Consider the following 20,437-nt stretch of genomic DNA (forward strand, 5'->3'; position numbering starts at 1 on the left):
GAAAAAATAGAATTATTTGTTACGCTGGTTTGCCAGGAGATATAAGACAGCCATTCTGATAGCTACCCCGTTTTCTACCTGATCTAGTATGATTGACTGTTTACTGTCGGCAACATCGCTGGTGATTTCCACTCCGCGGTTAATCGGGCCGGGATGCATTACAGTGATTTCCTTGTCCAGTGAATTAAGGATTTGCTTATTCAAACCATACATCATCGAGTATTCCCTAAGAGATGGGAAGTATTTTATATCCTGCCGTTCGAGTTGTATACGAAGCATGTTTGCCACATCGCACCAGTTTAAGGCCTTCATTAGGTCATGTTCAACCTTTACGCCCAAGGTCTCAATATACCTCGGTATCAGAGTGCTGGGACCACAGACCATTACCTCAGCACCTAATTTGTGAAGGCACAGAATGTTTGACAGTGCAACTCTTGAATGAAGTACATCACCAATTATTGCTATTTTTTTTCCTCTTACCTCACCATACCGCTCTTTGATTGAAAATGCGTCCAGAAGTGCCTGCGTTGGATGCTCATGCGCACCATCACCGGCATTCACGATCTGTGCATCAACGTGCTTGCTTAAAAACACTCCTGCACCAGGGTAGGGATGTCTCATAACAACCATATCAACTTTCATTGACAGGATATTATTCACAGTATCGATTAGGGTTTCTCCTTTACTGACGGAGGAGGAGGAAGCAGCGAAATTTACTATATCAGCCGAAAGCCTCTTTTGAGCAAGCTCAAAGGAAAGGCGTGTACGGGTCGAGTTTTCAAAGAAAATATTGGCAATGGTAATATCACGTAGAGAGGGAACCTTTTTTATGGGTCTGTTCAGTACATCCTTAAATGTATCGGCAGTTTCAAATATCAATTCAATATCTCTTACGGTGAGATCTTTTATACCCAGCAGGTGTTTAGTGCTTAATGTTTGAATTGCTTCTGCCATTATTTTTCTGATAGTAAGATAACTTTGTCCTCATGATCAGTTTCTTTCCAGCTAACTATAACTTTCTGTGAGGCGATGGTGTCAACCTTAATTCCGATATAATCGGCTTCAATTGGCAGGTGTCTTGAAAAACGTCTGTCAACAAGAGTGAGAAGTTCTACTTTTTCCGGTCTCCCAAATGATTGCAATGCATCCATCGCTGCCCTGATTGTTCTGCCGGTCCATAATACATCATCGACCAGGATTACCTTTTTACCTTCAATAATAAAATCGATCTCTGTACTGCTGGGTATCAATAATCCATCTTTACGACGGAAATCATCCCTGAAAAATGTGATGTCAAGGTTTCCGCTTTCAATCTTAACTTTAGGAAGACTGATTTTTAATTCCTCAACAATACGTTTTGCAAGAAAAATTCCCCGAGGCTGAATACCGAGTATGACGGAGTTTTCAAAAAGATTGTGATTTTCAATTAACTGATGGCAAAGGCGCTGTATGGTGATCTGGAATTTCGGACCGTCAAGCAAGGTTAGTTTTTGCATCTTGGTTTAATTTGAGCAAAAGTAGGGAAAAAAGATAAAAGCAGAAAGGATTAAGCTAAAAGTTTATGGGTAAGTTTTTGTTGTATGGAATAAAGTGTGGAGAGGGAATGGGGAATTGAGAGTGGAGAATGGAGAATTGAGACCGATGGCTATCGGGTGGAAAAATGAGATAAAACAAAAAAGCCCTGATTTTCATCAGGGCTTTCAAGATTATAAGAATTTAGCTTATTCTGCTTTTTCTTCAGAAGCTTCTGCTACTTCAGTACTTGCAGCTGCATCTTCTTCAGTTTTCTTAGCTTTCTTGGCTTTGCTTTCCGCACCTTCCATCTTCTCTTTTAATTGTGCCAATACACCCAGATCACCTAAAGTTGATTTTTCAACAGACTCTTTTACCTTTTTAACGGCAGTAGTAGTTGCTTTAGCTTCTTTCTTTTTAGCGTTGAACTCTTCTTTGCGCTCTTCAGCTTTAGCCTCTTCCCAGATACGGGCATGAGAAACTACAATACGCTTGGAGTCTTTGTTAAATTCAATGATTCTGAATTCTGCAGTTTCCTCAGCTTTAACTGAACTGCCATCTTCTTTAACCATGTGTTTTGTAGGAGCAAATCCTTCAACACCATATGGTAAAGCGATGATTGCACCTTTATCAGTTACTTTTAACACAGTACCTTCGTGGATAGAATCCAGTGTGAATACGGTTTCAAAAGTTTCCCAAGGATTTTCTTCTAACTGTTTGTGGCCTAAGCTCAGTTTACGGTTAGCCTCATCAAGTTCTAAAACAACCACATCCAATTCTTCACCTACTTTAGTGAATTCATTAGGGTGATTAACTTTCTTAGACCATGAGAGATCAGAAATATGAATCAATCCGTCGATACCTTCTTCGATTTCAACAAATACACCAAAATTAGTCATGTTCTTAACAACAGCTTTGTGTTTGCTTCCGATTGGGTAGCGCTCACCGATGTTTTTCCATGGATCAGGAGTAAGTTGTTTGATACCAAGGCTCATTTTACGCTCGTTACGATCTAATGTCAATACCTGAGCTTCTACCTCGTCACCAACTTTCAGGAATTCCTGTGGGTTACGAAGATTTTGAGACCATGACATTTCAGATACGTGAATCAAACCTTCAACACCCGGAGTGATTTCAAGGAATGCACCGTAATCTGCAACAGTTACGATTCTACCTTTAACTTTAGATCCGATCTCTAATGCCGTATCTAATGCTTCCCAAGGGTGTGGAGTTAATTGTTTTAATCCTAATGCGATACGTTTTTTCTCGTCATCAAAGTCTAAAACAACAACATTGATCTTCTGATCAAGGTTTAATACTTCACGTGGATGCTCTATACGGCCCCATGAAATATCAGTTATGTGTAATAAACCGTCTACGCCACCAAGGTCAATGAACACACCGAAATCGGTAATGTTTTTAACTGTACCTTCAAGTACTTGTCCTTTTTCCAGTTTCGCAACGATCTCAGTTTTTTGATTTTCTAAATCGTCTTCAATCAACACTTTGTGAGATACTACAACGTTTTTAAACTCATGATTGATTTTAACAACCTTGAATTCCATTGTTTTACCTACATAGATATCGTAATCGCGGATAGGTTTGATGTCGATCTGTGATCCTGGAAGGAAAGCTTCAACACCCATAATGTCCACAATTAATCCACCTTTAGTACGGCTCTTAACAAAACCAGTGATGATCTTGTCCTGATCCAAAGCTTCATTGATGGTTTCCCATGAACGTTGAGTTTTGGCACGTTTACGGGATAATACCAACTGTCCGTTAGCATCCTCCTGTGATTCAACAAATACATCAACGGTGTCACCGATTTTCAAGTCAGGTGTATCACGGAATTCAGATAATGACACTAGACCATCAGACTTAAATCCGATGTTCAATACCACATCTTTGTTGTTGATCGATACAACAACTCCCGAGATAATCTCGCCTTTGTTGATCGAGTTGAAAGTGCCGGCATACATTTCTTCATACTTTTCACGGTCTGCAGCACTGTAATTACCGAACCCTTTGTCATCAGCATCCCAGTCGAAATCGCCGGAAGGGGTGATGAGTGTTTTTGATTTGATCTCTTCGATCGACACTGAATCAGCTTCTGATTCAATGGTTTCCTTTTGTTTAACCGTAGTGGTTTCTTCGCCCTGGAGCTCCGCTTGTTTAGCAGTCAACTCCTTTTCGGCTTCTAGTTTTTTGGCCATTAATTAATTTATCTCCTTTTTCCGATTATTAAATCGGACTGCAAAGGTAGAAAATAAGATTTTTAATAAAAAACATTTCTATGCTTTATTTTTATTAAGGCTGAGGATATTGGATATTTAGACCTTAAGGATGGCGGGATTCATCATTAATTGCCCTCAAAATCAGGCTTGAATTAAATTGAGAGCTATTGTTCCGTATTTTTACTGCTCAATAATGGTCTTATATAGGATAAAGCAAATTCCAGCTGCATTTCCTGGTCAATAGTTGAATTATCAAGCACAATTGCATCTGCGGCTTGTATTAAAGGGCTTTCCTCTCTTGTGGTATCCTGATGATCGCGGAGGGCAAGATTTGCATATATTTCTTCTAAACTTACTTTTTCTCCCTTATTGATCAGTTCTTTATATCGTCTTTCGGCACGAATCTGCGGATCAGCAGTCATGAAAATTTTTAATGTGGCATCCGGAAAAACTACTGTACCTATATCACGGCCATCCATAATAATGTTTTTGGATTTACCCATTCTTTGCTGCTGCCTGACCATTTCGGTACGTACAGCTTTGATTGCGCTAACCTGACTCACTTTTTCAGATACAGGCATTTGTCTTATTTCTTCAGAAATATCTTCCTCATTTAAAAAGACAAAAGTTTGTTCATCACGGTATTCAAAGTTAATGTGGATATTATCCAGAGCACTTACTACAGCAAGAGGATCATTCAGGTCAATTTTATTCCGAAGGAAATAAAGGGTTACTGCACGGTACATAGCGCCTGTATCTATGTAGATAAAATGCAGTTTTTTAGCCAGGGCTTTTGCTATTGTACTCTTTCCGCAGGATGAATAACCATCTATGGCTATGACTATGTTTTTGCTCATCCCTGCAAAAATAGAATTTGCTTTCGATTTCCGGAGGATATAATTTATGAAATACAACTGGATAGGATGCTGTTTATGATTTGGGAATCCATAATTTTGAGCATGGAATTTCCGGTAAAGAATCTATTAAAGGAGATTAGCTTCAAAACCTCAAGAAGTGGTGGCAAGGGCGGTCAGAATGTGAACAAGGTTTCCTCAAAAGTGGAGCTCAATTTGAATATCAGCGCATCTTTGCTATTCACCGATGAGCAAAAGCAATTTTTATTACAAAAACTTGCCAACAGGATAAATTCAGAAGGAATATTACAGATTATTACTGAGGAGGAGAGGAGTCAGTTACTTAATAAGCAGAAAAGTTTGGTAAAACTTCAGCAATTAATCAAAAATGCCCTATATCAGCCAGCGGTCAGAAAGGCTACAAAGCCCAAACGGTCAGCAATTGAAAGCAGGCTCAAGTCTAAACACATGAATGCTTTGAAAAAAATCAGCAGAAGGGATTATTTTAAAGATTAATTATTCCTTACCTAGCCTGTAAAATAAGGCGAATGAGCCATATTGATGAGGTTTTGCACTGCTTTTAATTTCCCTTGATTTGAATATCACAGAGAAGTCGGCTGTCCAACGGTTTTTTGAAAAAACAGCACCCGCTTGCTGGCTGAACACCACAGGTTTAATATCAAATACTGCAGGGCCTTTATCATTTATAAACATACCACCCTGAATTGTTGCATCATAAGCAATATAATGAAGCATAGGTTTTGCGTAGAAAAAAAACTCCTTTTCAAACTTTGTACTGGAATTATTGGAAATGGTACTTTGTGTGCTTGCAGAGCTATGAAGTGGATTTATCGTCCCAGTACGGAAAAGTATTCCGGCACCTATTCCGGCAAAAGTATTTCCGACATTGATATAGGAGTTAAGGCTGAAATCTGTTTTTCCGGATTCCAGCCGCTTAATCAGCTTATTAAATTCTATGGTTGAATTGATCCCGAATTCATTGTTAACCTGCCATTGCCAGCCATTAATTTCATAAAAACCAAATGTGCTGTGAAGCAACTCCTGAGCTTCTTTCCCTTTTGCTGATGGGCCAATCGTTCCAAGCTGAATACTAAGTTTGAGATTACTTTCTGAATTATAAAGAAAGTTGAGCGCTCCGCCTCCATAGAGGTAAGCTGCAAAAGGCCGGTCAATGAAATCGGGATCCAGAATGCTACCTGTTTGAGGATTATAAATTTTTTGTCCGGCTTCAAGTTCCCAAATGACTTTATTTAGCTTTGGGTTTTTTAGCGCCGACTGATCAAGCGCGGTTCTGAATTTTAGAAAAAGTCCGTTGGTGTAATATCGGTCCTGACCTTGTGCCAGATAGGAATCGTTCTCACTTCTAAAACCAAATTCACTTTTATAGGAGCTTTCTTGTGCGTTTGAAATTGCTGCATTGAAAACAAACAATATAGTAATTAAGAAGACTTTGTGTTTTATTATCATGTTTTCTCTAGTTCCGGCACAATTTCAACAAAAGCTCCGAATATGCAGGATTAAAACTGTAATTGCAGTTTTAATCCTGTTATGAATGCAAAGATTATTTATTTGGTGTGATTTCCGGCTGTTTCTTTTACAGTCAGGTCAATTGCATCCTTTACCTTATCCTTAAATAAAGCCAGGTCAATAACTTCTTTCATTTCACTGACATAATGAAATTGCATATCCCTGATATAATCTTCCTTGATCTCCAGAATATCTTTTCTGTTGGATTTAGATAAAATTATTTCCTTGATATTGGCTCTTTTTGCAGCCAGGATCTTTTCCTTGATACCACCAACCGGTAATACCTTACCACGAAGTGTGATTTCACCGGTCATAGCCAGATGAGGTTTAACCTTATGTTGTGTGAATGCTGATGTCAATGCCGTCAGCATAGTAATTCCTGCAGATGGACCGTCTTTTGGTGTAGCACCCGCTGGAACATGTACATGGACATCCCATTGATCAAATACTCTATGATCAATATTGAATTTTCTGGCATTTGCACGAAGATAGGCCATTGCGATTGTAGCAGATTCTTTCATTACTTCACCCAGATTTCCTGTGAGTGATAATTTTCCTTTTCCTGGGCTCAGACTTGCTTCAATAAACAAAATATCCCCGCCTACCTGGGTCCATGCCAGACCCGTTACCACGCCGGCAACTTCGTTGCCTTCGTATAGATCCTTGTCGTAGATCGGGGGCCCAAGAATAGTTTCTACATCAGTTTTACTGACTACAGGGTTGTATTCAAGATCCATTGCGATTTTTGTCGCAATTCCACGTACCAATGAACCTATTTTCTTCTCAAGTCCACGAACTCCTGATTCTCTTGTATAATCTTCGACTACTTTTTCAAGAACCTGATTTTTAAGACTAATATCTTTCGCTTTTATGCCGTGTTGTTCACGTTGTTTTGGTAAAAGATGCTGTTTAGCAATCTCAATTTTTTCTTCTATGGTATAACCGTTCACCTCAATAATTTCCATCCGGTCTAATAATGCCGGTTGAATAGAACTCAGGGAATTCGCAGTTGCAATGAACATAACACTTGATAGATCATAATCTACTTCTACATAGTGATCATAGAATGCATTATTCTGCTCAGGGTCAAGTACTTCAAGGAGGGCTGATGATGGATCCCCACGAAAATCATTTCCAACTTTATCAATTTCATCAAGTACGAATACAGGGTTTGAACTGCCTGCTTTTTTTATGGATTGGACAATACGACCAGGCATCGCACCGATATAGGTTTTACGATGACCCCTGATTTCGGCTTCATCCCTTATCCCACCAAGAGCCATACGTACATATTTTCTGCCCAGAGCCTTCGCAATCGATTTACCAAGAGAGGTTTTACCAACTCCCGGAGGGCCTACAAGACAAAGGATTGGAGCCTTCATATTGTGTTTTAATTTAAGAACAGCGAGGTATTCAATGATCCGCTGCTTAACTTTATCAAGCCCATAATGATCTTTTTCTAGAATTTTAGAAGCCCGTTTAAGATCAAAATTATCCTTTGTAAAATCATTCCATGGAAGGTCCAGGAGAAGTTCCAGATAATTAATTTGTATTGAGTAGTCTGCTGCCGCAGGATTCATTCTGGCCAGTTTCTCAACCTCTTTATTGAAATGGGTTGCTGCTTCTTTACTCCATTTTTTTAGTGCGGCACGATCTCTCAGATTTTCTATCTCCAGATCGGGGGAATTTCCCCCCAATTCTTCCTGAATGGTTTTTAACTGCTGATTCAGAAAATAATCGCGCTGCTGCTTGTCGAGGTCAACCCGCACTTTCGATTGGATCTGGTTTTTTAGTTCCTGCATCTGCAGTTCCTGGGTTAAATGCTCCAGAACCATTTTTGCACGGTCATGGAGATTCGCAACTTCCAGCATCTGTTGTTTTGCAGAAACCTCAGCGTTCATATTGGAAGAAATGAAGTTGATCAGAAATGATGAACTTTCAATGTTTTTTATAGCAATACCAGCTTCACTTGGAATATTTGGAGAAAGCTGGATGATCTGCATGGCCATCTCTTTAATAGATGCCATTAGAGCCTTGAATTCTTTGTCAGCTTTAGGGCGGACTTCCTCAAATTTTTGGATACTAGCCTTGATATAAGGATCGCTCTGCACTTCTTCATTCAGACGAAAGCGCTGTTTACCCTGAATAATCACCGTAGTGTTGCCATCAGGCATCTGAAGCATTTTGATGATAAGTGCAACAGTACCGACCTGATTTAATTGTTCGAATTCAGGATCCTCAATACCTACATCTTTTTGAGACACGACACCAATTATCCTTTCGCCGCGATAAGCATCTTTGATCAGTTTGATAGATTTATCCCTGCCAACCGTGATTGGAATTACAACCCCTGGAAATAATACCGTATTGCGTAAAGGCAGAATCGACAAAATGTCGGGTGTCTCTTCATTGTTCATTTCCTCCTCATCTTCCTGTGACATCAGGGGAAAGAACTCGGTATCTTCACTGATTAAAGGCAATGTGCGGTTGAAATCAAAGTTATCGTAGTTACTCATCTATATCTTAATAACGTCATTATGACAGTTGAATTTTCTCAAAAGCCGATTAAATCAGCCTGAAAACTAAAAGTGCAAGGTATGTGCCAAATCACTGTAATCGTTAAAATAGGCAGATAAAAAGAAATATACGGACAAATGTTCTGACAAAATTTATTTAATTGGCATAGTTTTTTTCTATCAAGAAACTAAATTCGTACATTTAAAATAATAAATGTAAAGGATCGTTATTCCTTACGAATTTAAACTGTCACCAATTAAAATGAGATCATTTTCAGGTTTACTAATTATTCTTTTATCAGCGAATATTGCTTTCGCTCAGACCGCTTACCACAAAATGGGCCAAAAGGCTCTAATTGACGGGGATTTCAAAGCTGCAGTTTCAAACCTTGAAAAAGCACTTGCTAAAGACTCAACTGATGTAAATACCTTGTACATGTTAGGGTATTCTTATTATCATTCTGGAAGGTATAAAGAGTCAGTGAATACCTTCAATAAAGTAATTGCAATAAAGCCTTCAGATAACAGTGCGTATTATTACAGAGGAAAGGCCAGTAATATTATGGCTAATGATACTAAGGGTATTGCAAATTCAGATAGAGAGAAATTACTCCTTTCATCTATCAAGGATTTTTCTAAAGCAATTGATCTGAATGCCGATGATGTTAAATTATATCAGAACAGGGCAGTAGCTTACCGGGATTACGGTGTGCTTAAGGGACAAAAGATCCCTGGCTTGTACGACAAGAACAAAGCAACAGGTTCTTTCAGATCCTGCATTTCAGATTTTGAAAAAGTATTGTCAATTACCCCCGACCGCAGAGATATCATTACTCAGTTAGAAGACGCAAAGATTTACCTTCAGAATCTGAAATAATATTTATCAGAACGTAAAGAAAAACCCGGCCTTGTCCGGGTTTTCTTTTTTTATTGAAAAATTAAGGATATTCGGATTACAGAATATTATCAGATGCTTAAATCAATCAGAAAGTTCGAAAACCTTCATATAGCCTGTTGGTTGCTTAAAGATACCTGTTGGGTTTTGGATATGCGCGTGTTAGGTGTAATAATGATCTTCCCAACGCTATTTCTGGCTTTTTTCATCACTTTTAAGTTCAGAAAAATAGTTTCTGAATTCTATCACAATCTGGCGGTGTGTTTTTGGATAATGGCTAATACCATTTGGATGTTGGGAGAGTTTTATTACGATGATACTTTACGTCCCTTGGCAACCGTATTTTTCATTACAGGGCTCCTTGTATTAATGGTTTATTATGTATTCATTTACAGGAAGTTATCAGCTTTTCAGGATAGCAGGGAGTAGGAGTCCTGAAAGTATATTTTATTTTAAAACGATCCCACTGATCTGATAAGTGTTATTCCCCAGAAACCGAACGCTCTGACTTTTATTTATCGTGTAAATAGAATCAGGAATATAAGTCAGTTCTTCTGAAGATTCATAGAGCTTACTACGGGTCAGATTCTTTATTTTGAAAAAAACAGCCCGTCCCTGTTGGTCCTTTTTTATTTCGACAGATCTGGTGCGTAGATTCGTATCAATTGCTATGTAGTTGAAATGAAGACTATTTCCGCTAATCTTATAACTATCTTTCCAGGCCGGCTTAATTATATCTGAAGCAATGAAAAGAGCAAGTTCATTATCCCAGTCTACAGAAAGATTCTTTTTAATTTCTGCCTGGTCATTCTGCCTGACACTTTTATTCACAGTTGATTTTTTGCTTGTCAGACGTTTAACTTCAGCTTCAAAAAATCCTTTGATATCAAAAAACACTGTTTTTGTTTTCATTTCTTCCCGGCTTGAGCAGGAGGAATTGAAAATAAGGAGCAGAATAAATAGTTTGCGGTACATTAAGAAACCAGTACTTCACCGCTCATTATTTCCGGTGATTGAATATTCATTAATTTCAGGATTGTAGGCGCTATATCCCCCAGTTTTCCGTCTTTGATATGTTTGTAGTCCTCATCAATCAAGATACATGGAACAAGGTTTGTAGTATGTGCGGTATTAGGAGAGCCATCCTCATTGATCATGTAATCTGCATTGCCATGATCTGCCAGAATAATGAATGAATAACCGTTTTTTATTCCGCATTTAACAACTTGCTCCAGACATCGGTCAACTGTTTCAACCGCTTTCACTACTGCACTGAATATGCCAGTATGTCCAACCATATCCGGATTAGCAAAATTCAAACAAACGAAATCCGGCCAGCCACTTTCAAGTTCGGGACAAATTGTGCCTGCGATCTGTGCGGCACTCATCTCAGGTTGAAGATCATAGGTCGCAACTTTAGGAGAAGGAATCAGAATTCTTCTCTCATTATTAAATTCCCGTTCTCTGCCGCCCGAGAAGAAGAAAGTTACGTGTGGGTATTTTTCTGTTTCAGCAATCCTGATCTGATTTTTATGATTTTGTTCCAGGACGGCTCCAAGGGTTTGGTTAAGATCATCTTTGGTAAATACTACATGAACATTTTTAAATGTTTCATCATAAGTGGTCATAGTTACATAGTAGAGATCCAGGGCCTGCATGTTGTATTCAGGAAAGGATTGCTGGGTTAAAGCGCTTGTAATTTCCCTGCCCCGGTCTGTCCTGAAATTGAAACAGATCACTACATCACCTTGTTCAATTTTGCCAACAGGTATACCATCATTGTCTGTTTTTACGATTGGATCGATAAATTCGTCACTAATTCCTGAGTCATATGACTGCTGTATACTTTCTGAAATATTATTGCTTGGTTTACCAGTTCCGTGAACCATAAGGTCATAGGCCAGTTTAACCCGTTCCCAGCGATTATCCCTGTCCATAGCATAATACCTTCCGATTGCAGAGGCAATTGTTCCAGCAGAATGATCAAGATGTGCATTCAATTCCTGTATAAACTTTAAGCCAGAAGCCGGATCGGTATCCCGCCCATCCATAAAAGCGTGAATGAATACATTTTTTACCTGATTGGCTTTCGCAGCATCGCATAAACCTTTCAAATGATCAATATGAGAATGAACTCCTCCATTGGATAAAAGTCCGATGAAGTGTACATTTTTGTTAGCATTTAATGCATAATTGAATGCTGCCTTCAGAACCGGGTGATCATTAAGTTCATTGTCTTTAACAGCTTTATTTATACGTCCTAATTCCTGATAGATAACCCTTCCAGCTCCCAGATTCATGTGCCCAACTTCCGAATTACCCATTTGTCCGGCAGGAAGGCCAACCGCTTCTCCTGAAGCCTGTAATTTAGAGTTTGGGTAGGTCTTAATTAAATGATCGAAAAAAGGTGTATTAGCTACACTTACTGCATCAGATTTATCATGATTTCCGTAGCCCCAGCCATCGAGAATTAGAAGAATTGCTTTTTTATTTTTCACAAAACAAATATACGCTCAAATTAAATAAATTTGCTTTTTTTGTTTTGTGGCATACTTTTAGTACTATTATTTAAAAAAAATGAGAGCCAAAATTCTAATCATCAGTATTATTTCTTGTTTTTTTTCATTTACGCCTGCTGAGGTGCAGCAGAAGGATATTTTTGATACGCTTACAGGCTATTTCAAGGATTCAAACAGTAAAGAGATTGCAGGGTACTTTGCAAGTGTGATTGAATTGGAGATACTTTCTGAAGAAGGTGAGTACTCAAAAGCACAGGCCGAATTAATTCTTCGCGATTTTTTTTCCAAGCACACACCAGTTTCAGTAAAAGTTGTTCATAGGCTTAGTTCCAGTTCAAATTATAAATTTGGGGTGCTCTCTTTACAATCCAAGGAGGACAAATTAAGGGTGTCCATATCCATGGCAAATAATGGCAATAAATTTTTGATCAAAACCATTACGATAGAAAACGATAAAGAATAAGGATTGTAATTAAGTATTTCTATTTTTGCCTGACCAATTACAATGAATTTAGACAAAGCAATTTTAGAGCCATTCATATCGAATGCTATGGCAGAGGATATTGGCGATGGTGATCATACTTCACTTTCAACTATCCCTGAAGGCCAGAGCGGTAAAGCAAAGCTATTGATCAAAGACAAGGGCATTATCGCAGGTATTGATGTTTCCATAGAAATATTTAAGGCAGTTGATACCAAACTTCTGGTTGATATTCTCATTCAGGATGGTGAAACTGTAAAGCACGGGGATATTGCATTTTATGTGAGCGGGAGTGTTCATTCAATCCTCAAAGCCGAACGTTTGGTTTTAAATACTATGCAAAGAATGAGTGGTATTGCCAGCACCACCAATCGGATTGTAAAAATCCTTGAAGGCACCGTGACTAAAGTGCTGGATACCCGTAAAACTACCCCAGGACTTCGTTATCTCGAAAAATTGGCTGTCAAGATAGGTGGAGGGGTCAATCACAGGTTCGGCCTATATGATATGATTCTGATCAAGGATAATCATGTTGATTATGCTGGAGGTATCGGTAATGCCATAAAATCTGCTCAGGATTACTTAAAAGAAAATAAAATTAACATCCCGGTTGAAGTGGAGGTGAGAAATCTGGATGAGTTGAAAGAAGTAATGCAGTTTGGTCAAATCGATAGGATCTTACTTGATAACTTTAGTTTCTCCTTACTTAAAGAAGCTGTAAATCTGGTGAATGGATCTTACATTACAGAGGCCTCGGGTGGCATCACAGAGGATAATGTTTTAGAGTATGCCAATTGTGGGGTTGATTATGTTTCTATGGGTGCATTAACACATTCTGTTAAAAGTCTGGACATGAGCCTGAAAGCAGTCAAACCCTAAATAAATTTATTTTTTCATTTATAGACCTGATTGAATTTGTAATATTGTAAAGAATGATATCGATTTACTCGCTCTCAGCCTTGATTCTTGCATATCTTTTCGGATCAATTCCTACAGCCGTATGGATTGGTCAGGCTTTTTATGGAATAGATGTTCGTGAATATGGCAGTGGGAATGCCGGAGCGACCAATACTTTTAGGGTCTTGGGTAAAAAGGCAGGCCTTGCTGTGATGTTTCTCGATATTTTTAAAGGTTACACAGCAACCAATCTCGCATACCTCATCGGACTTTCGGTTACCGGCCCCCAAAATTCAGTGCAATTTGTGAATTATCAGCTTGCCCTTGGGGTAACTGCAGTTTTAGGCCACTTATTTCCTGTTTTTGCAGGTTTTCGGGGTGGGAAAGGGGTTGCAACATTATTTGGTATGATATTGGCAGTACACTCGGAGGCAGCGATGCTTTGCGTTCTTACCTTTGTTGTATTTTTGCTTATTTTCAAATATGTATCACTGAGTTCCATAATGGCAGGGTTTTCATTTCCCCTCAGTATTATTTTCATATTTCAATCTCCAATACGTTCTGTCCTGCTTTATGGAATGTGTATTTGTGTGCTGATTTTAGTTACACATCAAAAAAATATCGAGCGACTTCTAAAAGGAAAAGAGTCCAGAGTAGATCTGTTTAAAAGAAAAGCTCATTAATCACATTATTTAATTCTTAACCATGAAAAAATTAAACTTGATCATCGCAGCAGCGATCGGAATCTTCCTGTTTTCCTGCTCTCAGGTGCCGCTTACAGGTCGAAACCAGTTAAGTCTGGTGGATGATGCAGCTCTACAAAATGAAGCTGCCAATGCCTATAATCAATTTCTTTCTGATCCTTCTACTAAAGTGATCTCAAGGGGTACGGATGCTCAGCGGGTCAGTACAGTCGGAAATAAACTTGCCTCGGCAATAAACCGTTACATGCAGGCCAATGGTTTCGGGGATAAGTACAATTACCGGTATCAATTTACTCTGGTAGAAAGTAAGGATATTAATGCCTGGTGTATGCCAGGAGGAAAAGTGGCAATCTATTCAGGTATTTTGCCTGTTACGCAAAACGAAGCAGGACTTGCAACAGTTATGGGTCATGAAATAGCACACGCTATTGCACAACATGCTAATGAGAGATACTCACAGATGACACTTGCTCAGGCAGGAGGCGGTATTCTGGGAGCTGCAGTAGGTGGAGCATCACAAGGTACCCAACAGGTAATTGGCCAACTTTACGGTATTGGGGGCCAGCTTGCAATGTTGAAATATTCACGTAATCAGGAAAGTGAAGCGGATCGTTTAGGGCTCATTTTTATGGCAATGGCAGGATATAATCCTGATAGTGCTGTAACATTCTGGGAGCGTATGGCAGCTGCTAAGAGCAGCAGTGGTGCCCAACCTGAATTTTTGAGTTCACACCCAAGTGATGAAACCAGGATTGCTGCTATCAGAAAACTTTTACCTGAGGCACGCCAATATTATACTGGTGGCAAATTGAAATAAAAATTGGCAATCAGGGATTATTTTGTTTCAAAACATCCCTGATTGCCTTTCCTTTCACTAGACATTCCTCATATTCTTTCTCCGGATCTGAATCCAGAGTAATGGCACTGCCAACATGGAATGAAAGATACTGCAGTTTGGCATTGTAAAGGATGGTTCGGATTACTACATTGAAATCAAAATCACCATTGGGAGCAAAATAACCAACAGCACCTGAATAGACCCCGCGCTTGCTTCTTTCATATTTTTCTGCCAGCTGCATAGCCCTTATTTTTGGCGCACCGGTCATCGAACCCATCGGAAAAGTATTTGCAATGATTCCGGCATTCGAGAGTTTTTCATCTGCTTCACAAACTACCGTCGAAATCATCTGATGCACTTGTTTAAAACTATATATACCGAATAGTTCCTCCACTCTTACTGTCCCCGGCTTTGCACTTTTTGTGAGGTCATTCCGAACCAGATCAACAATCATTACGTTTTCGGCACGCTCTTTTTCATCCTTTAGCAGTTCTTCTTTCTGCTTTTTATCTTTCGTAGCATCAGAATTACGGGAAGATGTCCCCTTGATAGGCTGACTGATGAGTTTGTTTCCTCTGCGGCTCAAAAAGCGCTCAGGTGTAGCCGAAATAATATATTGCCCCTTTATTTTAAAATAATTGGCAAAAGGGGTTGGAGATAGTTTGTTAAGTGCAATAAAAACTTCTAATGGATCAATTTTCGCATTTTCTACATAAAATTCCTGGCAAAAGTTGATCTCATAAATATCTCCTCTCTGAATATGCCTCTGTATTTCCTGGACTGTTTGAATGTATTCGTTTCGCTCAAACCTGCTGAGTATGGCCGGTATTGATACCGGTTCTTCAGACTGTTTTAATGAAGTTTGATGAATAAAGTTCCAAATCTTATCAGCAGAATCACTGACGATACTGACCTCGTTGTTTTTGATCAGTATGCTGTGCTTTGGAAGAAAAAAATGAATTTTCGGAAAATAAAGGTGATCCGGATTTTCGGATATAAGATCTTCTGTCTCATTCTTAAGTTCATATGAAAAATAACCCGGAATATAGCCCTTGGTTTTAGTCAAAAACTCTTCAAGAGCAGCAAATGAATTCTTGCCGGAATCGCTTAATTCAGCAGCCTTTCCTGCACCAATATATACCCCAAATGCTGAGTAGGGATCTGAAAAATTATTTGAATCAAAATAACAGGCTGTATCGAAAGAATTTGCCCAAAATAAGGCTTTTGATTTAAAAGTATCCGGATCATCAGTATGAAAAACCTTTAACATAGATGCTTTAAATCAAATAAATACCACGAAGACGTCCTGATTCCTGAATTAACAAAGAGTCAGGGTTTGAACGCGATCCGGACCTACTGAAAGATATTTAATAGGTACGCCCAGATGCTTTTCAAGATAAGTGATATAGTTTTTCAATTTTTCAGGAATCTGATCAATTTCTCGAATGCCTGTCAAATCTTCCTTCCATCCCGGAATAGCTTCGAATATAGGTTCCGCTTTGATTGCGTTGATATCATATGGCATGTAATCGACCACTTCACCATTGTATTTGTAATGAGTGCAGGCATAAATGGTCTCAAATCCGCTTAATACATCAGCCTTGGTCATCACCATCTCAGAAACACCATTTAGCATGATCGCATATTTTAATGCCGGAAGGTCTATCCATCCGCAACGGCGGGGGCGACCTGTAGTAGCACCAAATTCATGTCCAATTTTACGGAGTTCTTCACCGGTTTCATTCTCCAACTCAGTTGGAAAAGGGCCGCTTCCTACCCGTGTGCAGTATGCTTTAAAAATACCAATCACATGACCAATATTTTTAGGGGCCACTCCAAGTCCGGTGCATGCACCGGCGGTGGTGGTATTGGATGAGGTGACAAAAGGATAGGAGCCAAAGTCTATATCGAGCATGGTACCCTGCGCACCTTCTGCCAGTACTCTTTTACCATCCCTCAGGTATTGGTTCACAAAATGCTCACTATCAACCTGTGGAATTGCTTTTAATAATTCAACTGCTTCAAAGAAGGCAGCTTCTTTTTCAGAATAATCTGGAATCTCGCCGTAATGTGATAAAATCGAGCGGTGTTTGTTCACCAGACGCATATAACGTTCGCGGAAATCAGTCAGCATAGTATCACCCACACGTAAACCATTTCTGCCGGTTTTATCCATATAGGTTGGCCCAATGCCTTTTAAAGTCGAGCCTATTTTGCTTTCGCCCATGTTGCTTTCTGATGCGGCATCTAAAAGCTGATGTGTTGGCAGAATAAGATGGGCTTTACGGGCAATAACCATTTTTTTTCTTGCAACCGGATCAAATCCATTTTTTTTAAGGTTATCAAGCTCTTTTTTTAAGATGATAGGATCAATAACCACACCATTACCAATGAGATTCATCGCTTTATCGTTGAATATTCCTGAAGGAATGGTATTCAGCACATATTTCTGATTATCAAACTCCAAAGTATGACCGGCATTTGGTCCGCCCTGAAAGCGGGCGATCAAGTCATATTCCGGACTTAAGACATCAACAATTTTTCCTTTTCCTTCGTCGCCCCATTGGAGGCCTAGCAATACGTCAACAGTCATGATTTAAAATAGGGGGGTATTAGGTATGTTTAGATTAACTTTTATTAACAAATGAATCGCAATTACCTTCTTTAAGGCGAGAGCAATTTCCATATAAATTTAATGAATGATGTTTGATATCAAATTTAAGAATATCACCCATCATACTTTGAATCTGCTGTATCCTTGGATCACAAAATTCCACGACTTTTCCGCAATCAATGCAAATTATATGATCATGCTGCTTGTAGCCATAGGATTTTTCGAATTGTGCCATGTTCTTACCAAACTGATGCTTGGTAACCAGATCACAGGATACTAAAAGTTCTAGGGTATTATACACGGTGGCACGACTTACCCGGTACTTCTTATTCTTCATGTGGATGTACAAAGATTCCACATCAAAATGATCGTTACGCGAATATATTTCCTCCAGGATTGCATAGCGCTCAGGAGTCTTTCGTAGGCTTTTGTTCTCCAGATAAGCCTCAAAAATTTTTATAACAAGTGCAATTGTATCTTTACCGGGCATAGTGCGATTAAATGACGCCCAAATTTATCCAAAAAATAAGAATATTCAGCATTTAATTCAGGAGGCCTTCACCATATCTACGTCATGAGAGTCAAATCGGGTCACAGAGCTTACTCCTACCACTTCCTTAAGTTTTAGAATGAGGTTATCCAGGTGTTTTGTGTTGTTTACATATACCATGATCGAGCCTTCAAAAATACCATCATCAGTATCCACTGTAATCGAACGCATATTGACTTTGAAATCACTGGATATTACGGTTGTGATCTTATTGATCAGTCCGACATCATCAATGCCAGTTATATGAAGGCCGGTTAAAAATGCAAGTTCCTTTTGTGAATTCCATTTGGCTTTGACAATTCTGTATCCGTAGTTTGCCATTAATTTGGCAGCATTCGGGCAGTTGGTACGATGGATCTTGATCCCATCACCCACAGTTACAAAGCCAAAAACATCATCCCCCGGAATCGGGTTGCAACAAGCAGAAAGTTTGTAATCCAGTTTCTGAAGGTCTTCACCAATTAATAAAGTATCACTGTCGTCTCCCTTTACTTTCTTGTTAAATTGCTCATTTGGAACAAATTCGATTTTTTCAGGCTTATTTTCGACGATTTTTTCAGATGCAACGAATTCCTTGAGTTGTTTAACATCAATTATACCCTGGGCAACATTATAAAATAGATCCAGTGTTGATGAAAGCTTAAAATAGTAAGATAGCTTATATAAATTGTCTGAATTATAGGTAACTTTTAATGACTTAAGTTTCCGCTCCAGGATTTCTTTGCCATTTTCGGCGATTTTTCGTTTTTCCTCTTTTAAGGAGGATTTAATTTTTGATTTAGCCTTTGCAGTAACAACAAAATTAAGCCAGTCTTCTTTAGGTGATTGTTTGCTGGAGGTTATTATCTCAACCTGATCACCATTTTGTAGTTTATAAGAGAGAGGTACCAGTTTGTGGTTCACTTTCGCACCAATACAGCTTGCACCGATATCCGTATGGATCTCAAATGCAAAATCGAGAGCCGTGGCATTTACCGGCAACTGAATTAATGAACCTTTTGGAGTAAAAATGAAGATCTCATCCGAAAAGAGGTTCATTTTAAAATCATCCAGAAAGTCCAGAGCGTTTGCCTCGGGATTGCTAAGCAGTTCCCTCACTTTATGAATCCATTGGTCGAGTCCGCTATCGTTATTAGGTTCTTCCTTGTATTTCCAATGCGCTGCAAATCCCTTCTCAGCAATCTCATTCATTCGTGTTGTACGGATCTGAACCTCAACCCATTGGCCCCTGGGACCCATTACAGTTGTGTGTAGTGATTCGTAGCCATTAGCGCGTGGTGAAGATATCCAGTCCCGAAGCCTGTCAGGATTTGGGTGATATAAGTCGGTAACTATCGAATAGGCTTTCCAGCAATCAGACTTTTCATTTTCGGGTTTGCTATTCAGGATTATTCGTATCGCAAAGAGATCATATACCTCGTCAAAAGGAATATTCTTTTTGCGCATTTTTGTCCAGATGGAATGAATTGATTTTGGTCTTCCATACACATCCGCATCAAGTCCCTGTTCATTTAATATATCCTTAATCGGAGTAATAAAATCCCTAATAAAGTTCTCCCTTTCGGCTTTTTTCTCATTAAGTTGCTGGGCAATGAACTTATAAGTTACAGGCTCCATGTATTTCATGGAAAGATCTTCAAGCTCTGATTTTAAGGTATAAAGGCCTAAGCGGTGGGCTAAAGGAGCGTAGAGATATACCGTTTCAGAAGAGATTTTTAACTGCTTATCCCTTGGCATAAATTCCATGGTCCGCATATTATGCAGGCGATCAGCGAGTTTGATCAGAATTACCCTAACATCATCGGCCAAAGTAAGAAGCATTTTTCTGAAGTTTTCAGCCTGCAGAGAACTGTTATAGTCGAAAACACCGGATATTTTGGTTAATCCGTCAATGATTTTGGTTACTTTCTTTCCAAACTCACGTTCAATATCATCCAGGGTTATGTCGGTATCTTCTACAACATCATGCAAGAGTGCACAGACAATGGATGTGGTTCCAAGACCAATTTCCTCGGCCGCAATTTGAGCAACAGCAATAGGATGATATATGTAAGGCTCACCGGATTTGCGGCGCATATTCTGATGGCTTTCAAGGGCCATGTCAAACGCAAGTCGGATCATGCGTTTATCGCCTTTTTGCATAGTCGATTTACACGCACGCAATAAAGCCCGGTACCGCTTGAGTATTTCCTTCTTTTCAGCCTCCAGATCGATTACAATTTCTTTCATTTTGTCATGCAATAGCTATATTTTAAAGCCTTGAGTGTATTTG

The 20,437-nt window shown here is 39.1% G+C and carries 19 protein-coding genes; 7 read left to right on the plus strand and 12 right to left on the minus strand.

Annotated elements, in window-relative coordinates; genetic code table 11:
* Positions 1–12: 12 nt before the first annotated feature.
* The 4 genes from Q8M41_RS08145 to cmk all read right to left on the minus strand — a co-directional run bounded on the left by Q8M41_RS08145 (position 13) and on the right by cmk (position 4,606).
* The gene (locus Q8M41_RS08145; protein WP_305364756.1) at positions 13–954 is read right to left on the minus strand and encodes an aspartate carbamoyltransferase catalytic subunit; all 942 of its coding nucleotides are present in this window, start codon (positions 952–954) and stop codon (positions 13–15) included.
* On the minus strand, positions 954–1,496 hold the full coding sequence (gene pyrR / locus Q8M41_RS08150; protein ID WP_305364757.1) for a bifunctional pyr operon transcriptional regulator/uracil phosphoribosyltransferase PyrR: 543 nt from the start codon (positions 1,494–1,496) through the stop codon (positions 954–956). Before pyrR ends, Q8M41_RS08145 begins: the two co-directional genes overlap by 1 nt.
* A gap of 225 nt (positions 1,497–1,721) precedes the next feature.
* Positions 1,722–3,728: a 30S ribosomal protein S1 gene (gene rpsA, locus Q8M41_RS08155; RefSeq protein ID WP_305364758.1), complete on the minus strand. Its 2,007-nt coding sequence runs from the start codon at positions 3,726–3,728 to the stop codon at positions 1,722–1,724.
* 185 nt (positions 3,729–3,913) lie between these two features.
* Positions 3,914–4,606, minus strand: coding sequence for a (d)CMP kinase (gene cmk, locus Q8M41_RS08160; RefSeq protein ID WP_305364759.1), 693 nt, complete (start codon positions 4,604–4,606; stop codon positions 3,914–3,916).
* A 102-nt stretch (positions 4,607–4,708) separates the two neighbouring features.
* On the opposite strand from cmk, the gene arfB reads away from it, so the two are divergent.
* Entirely contained in the window at positions 4,709–5,119 is a 411-nt protein-coding gene (gene arfB, locus Q8M41_RS08165) for an alternative ribosome rescue aminoacyl-tRNA hydrolase ArfB (protein WP_305364760.1), read from the plus strand.
* On the opposite strand, the gene Q8M41_RS08170 is transcribed toward arfB, so the two are convergent.
* Both Q8M41_RS08170 and lon read right to left on the minus strand, forming a co-directional pair.
* The gene (locus Q8M41_RS08170) at positions 5,120–6,091 is read right to left on the minus strand and encodes a lipid A deacylase LpxR family protein (protein ID WP_305364761.1); all 972 of its coding nucleotides are present in this window, start codon (positions 6,089–6,091) and stop codon (positions 5,120–5,122) included. It lies immediately after the preceding gene.
* Positions 6,092–6,189: 98 nt separating this feature from the next.
* Positions 6,190–8,667 (minus strand): endopeptidase La, encoded by a 2,478-nt coding sequence (lon, locus tag Q8M41_RS08175; RefSeq protein WP_305364762.1) that lies wholly within the window; start codon positions 8,665–8,667, stop codon positions 6,190–6,192.
* Positions 8,668–8,929: 262 nt separating this feature from the next.
* Between lon and Q8M41_RS08180 the strand changes: the two genes are divergently transcribed.
* Together Q8M41_RS08180 and Q8M41_RS08185 are read left to right on the plus strand one after the other, a co-directional pair.
* A complete protein-coding gene (locus tag Q8M41_RS08180) occupies positions 8,930–9,544 on the plus strand; it encodes a tetratricopeptide repeat protein (RefSeq protein ID WP_305364763.1) in 615 nt (204 codons plus the stop codon).
* Between the two features lie 93 nt (positions 9,545–9,637).
* A complete protein-coding gene (locus Q8M41_RS08185) occupies positions 9,638–9,991 on the plus strand; it encodes a hypothetical protein (RefSeq protein WP_305364764.1) in 354 nt (117 codons plus the stop codon).
* Positions 9,992–10,009: 18 nt separating this feature from the next.
* Here Q8M41_RS08185 and Q8M41_RS08190 read toward each other — a convergent pair whose 3' ends face one another.
* Both Q8M41_RS08190 and gpmI read right to left on the minus strand, forming a co-directional pair.
* The gene (locus Q8M41_RS08190; protein WP_305364765.1) at positions 10,010–10,474 is read right to left on the minus strand and encodes a hypothetical protein; all 465 of its coding nucleotides are present in this window, start codon (positions 10,472–10,474) and stop codon (positions 10,010–10,012) included.
* 62 nt (positions 10,475–10,536) lie between these two features.
* A complete protein-coding gene (gene gpmI, locus Q8M41_RS08195; protein WP_305364766.1) occupies positions 10,537–12,060 on the minus strand; it encodes a 2,3-bisphosphoglycerate-independent phosphoglycerate mutase in 1,524 nt (507 codons plus the stop codon).
* 79 nt (positions 12,061–12,139) lie between these two features.
* On the opposite strand from gpmI, the gene Q8M41_RS08200 reads away from it, so the two are divergent.
* The 4 genes from Q8M41_RS08200 to Q8M41_RS08215 are packed head-to-tail and all read left to right on the plus strand — an operon-like array spanning position 12,140 to position 14,980.
* Entirely contained in the window at positions 12,140–12,544 is a 405-nt protein-coding gene (locus Q8M41_RS08200; RefSeq protein ID WP_305364767.1) for a DUF4783 domain-containing protein, read from the plus strand.
* A gap of 42 nt (positions 12,545–12,586) precedes the next feature.
* Positions 12,587–13,441, plus strand: a complete 855-nt coding sequence (gene nadC, locus Q8M41_RS08205) for a carboxylating nicotinate-nucleotide diphosphorylase (RefSeq protein WP_305364768.1) — start codon at positions 12,587–12,589, stop codon at positions 13,439–13,441.
* Positions 13,442–13,494: 53 nt separating this feature from the next.
* Positions 13,495–14,142, plus strand: coding sequence for a glycerol-3-phosphate 1-O-acyltransferase PlsY (plsY, locus tag Q8M41_RS08210; protein ID WP_305364769.1), 648 nt, complete (start codon positions 13,495–13,497; stop codon positions 14,140–14,142).
* Between the two features lie 22 nt (positions 14,143–14,164).
* Positions 14,165–14,980, plus strand: coding sequence for a M48 family metallopeptidase (locus Q8M41_RS08215; RefSeq protein ID WP_305364770.1), 816 nt, complete (start codon positions 14,165–14,167; stop codon positions 14,978–14,980).
* 10 nt (positions 14,981–14,990) lie between these two features.
* On the opposite strand, the gene Q8M41_RS08220 is transcribed toward Q8M41_RS08215, so the two are convergent.
* From Q8M41_RS08220 to Q8M41_RS08235, 4 genes are read right to left on the minus strand one after another with little or no spacing between them, the layout of a single operon-like run.
* Positions 14,991–16,271, minus strand: coding sequence for an anthranilate synthase component I family protein (locus Q8M41_RS08220; RefSeq protein ID WP_305364771.1), 1,281 nt, complete (start codon positions 16,269–16,271; stop codon positions 14,991–14,993).
* Positions 16,272–16,319: 48 nt separating this feature from the next.
* On the minus strand, positions 16,320–17,594 hold the full coding sequence (locus Q8M41_RS08225) for an adenylosuccinate synthase (protein WP_305364772.1): 1,275 nt from the start codon (positions 17,592–17,594) through the stop codon (positions 16,320–16,322).
* Between the two features lie 34 nt (positions 17,595–17,628).
* On the minus strand, positions 17,629–18,105 hold the full coding sequence (locus Q8M41_RS08230) for a Fur family transcriptional regulator (protein WP_305364773.1): 477 nt from the start codon (positions 18,103–18,105) through the stop codon (positions 17,629–17,631).
* Between the two features lie 57 nt (positions 18,106–18,162).
* The gene (locus Q8M41_RS08235) at positions 18,163–20,394 is read right to left on the minus strand and encodes a bifunctional (p)ppGpp synthetase/guanosine-3',5'-bis(diphosphate) 3'-pyrophosphohydrolase (protein WP_305364774.1); all 2,232 of its coding nucleotides are present in this window, start codon (positions 20,392–20,394) and stop codon (positions 18,163–18,165) included.
* Between the last annotated feature and the right edge of the window lie 43 nt (positions 20,395–20,437).

This window comes from Daejeonella sp. (assembly GCF_030684675.1).
Lineage (GTDB): Bacteria > Bacteroidota > Bacteroidia > Sphingobacteriales > Sphingobacteriaceae > Daejeonella.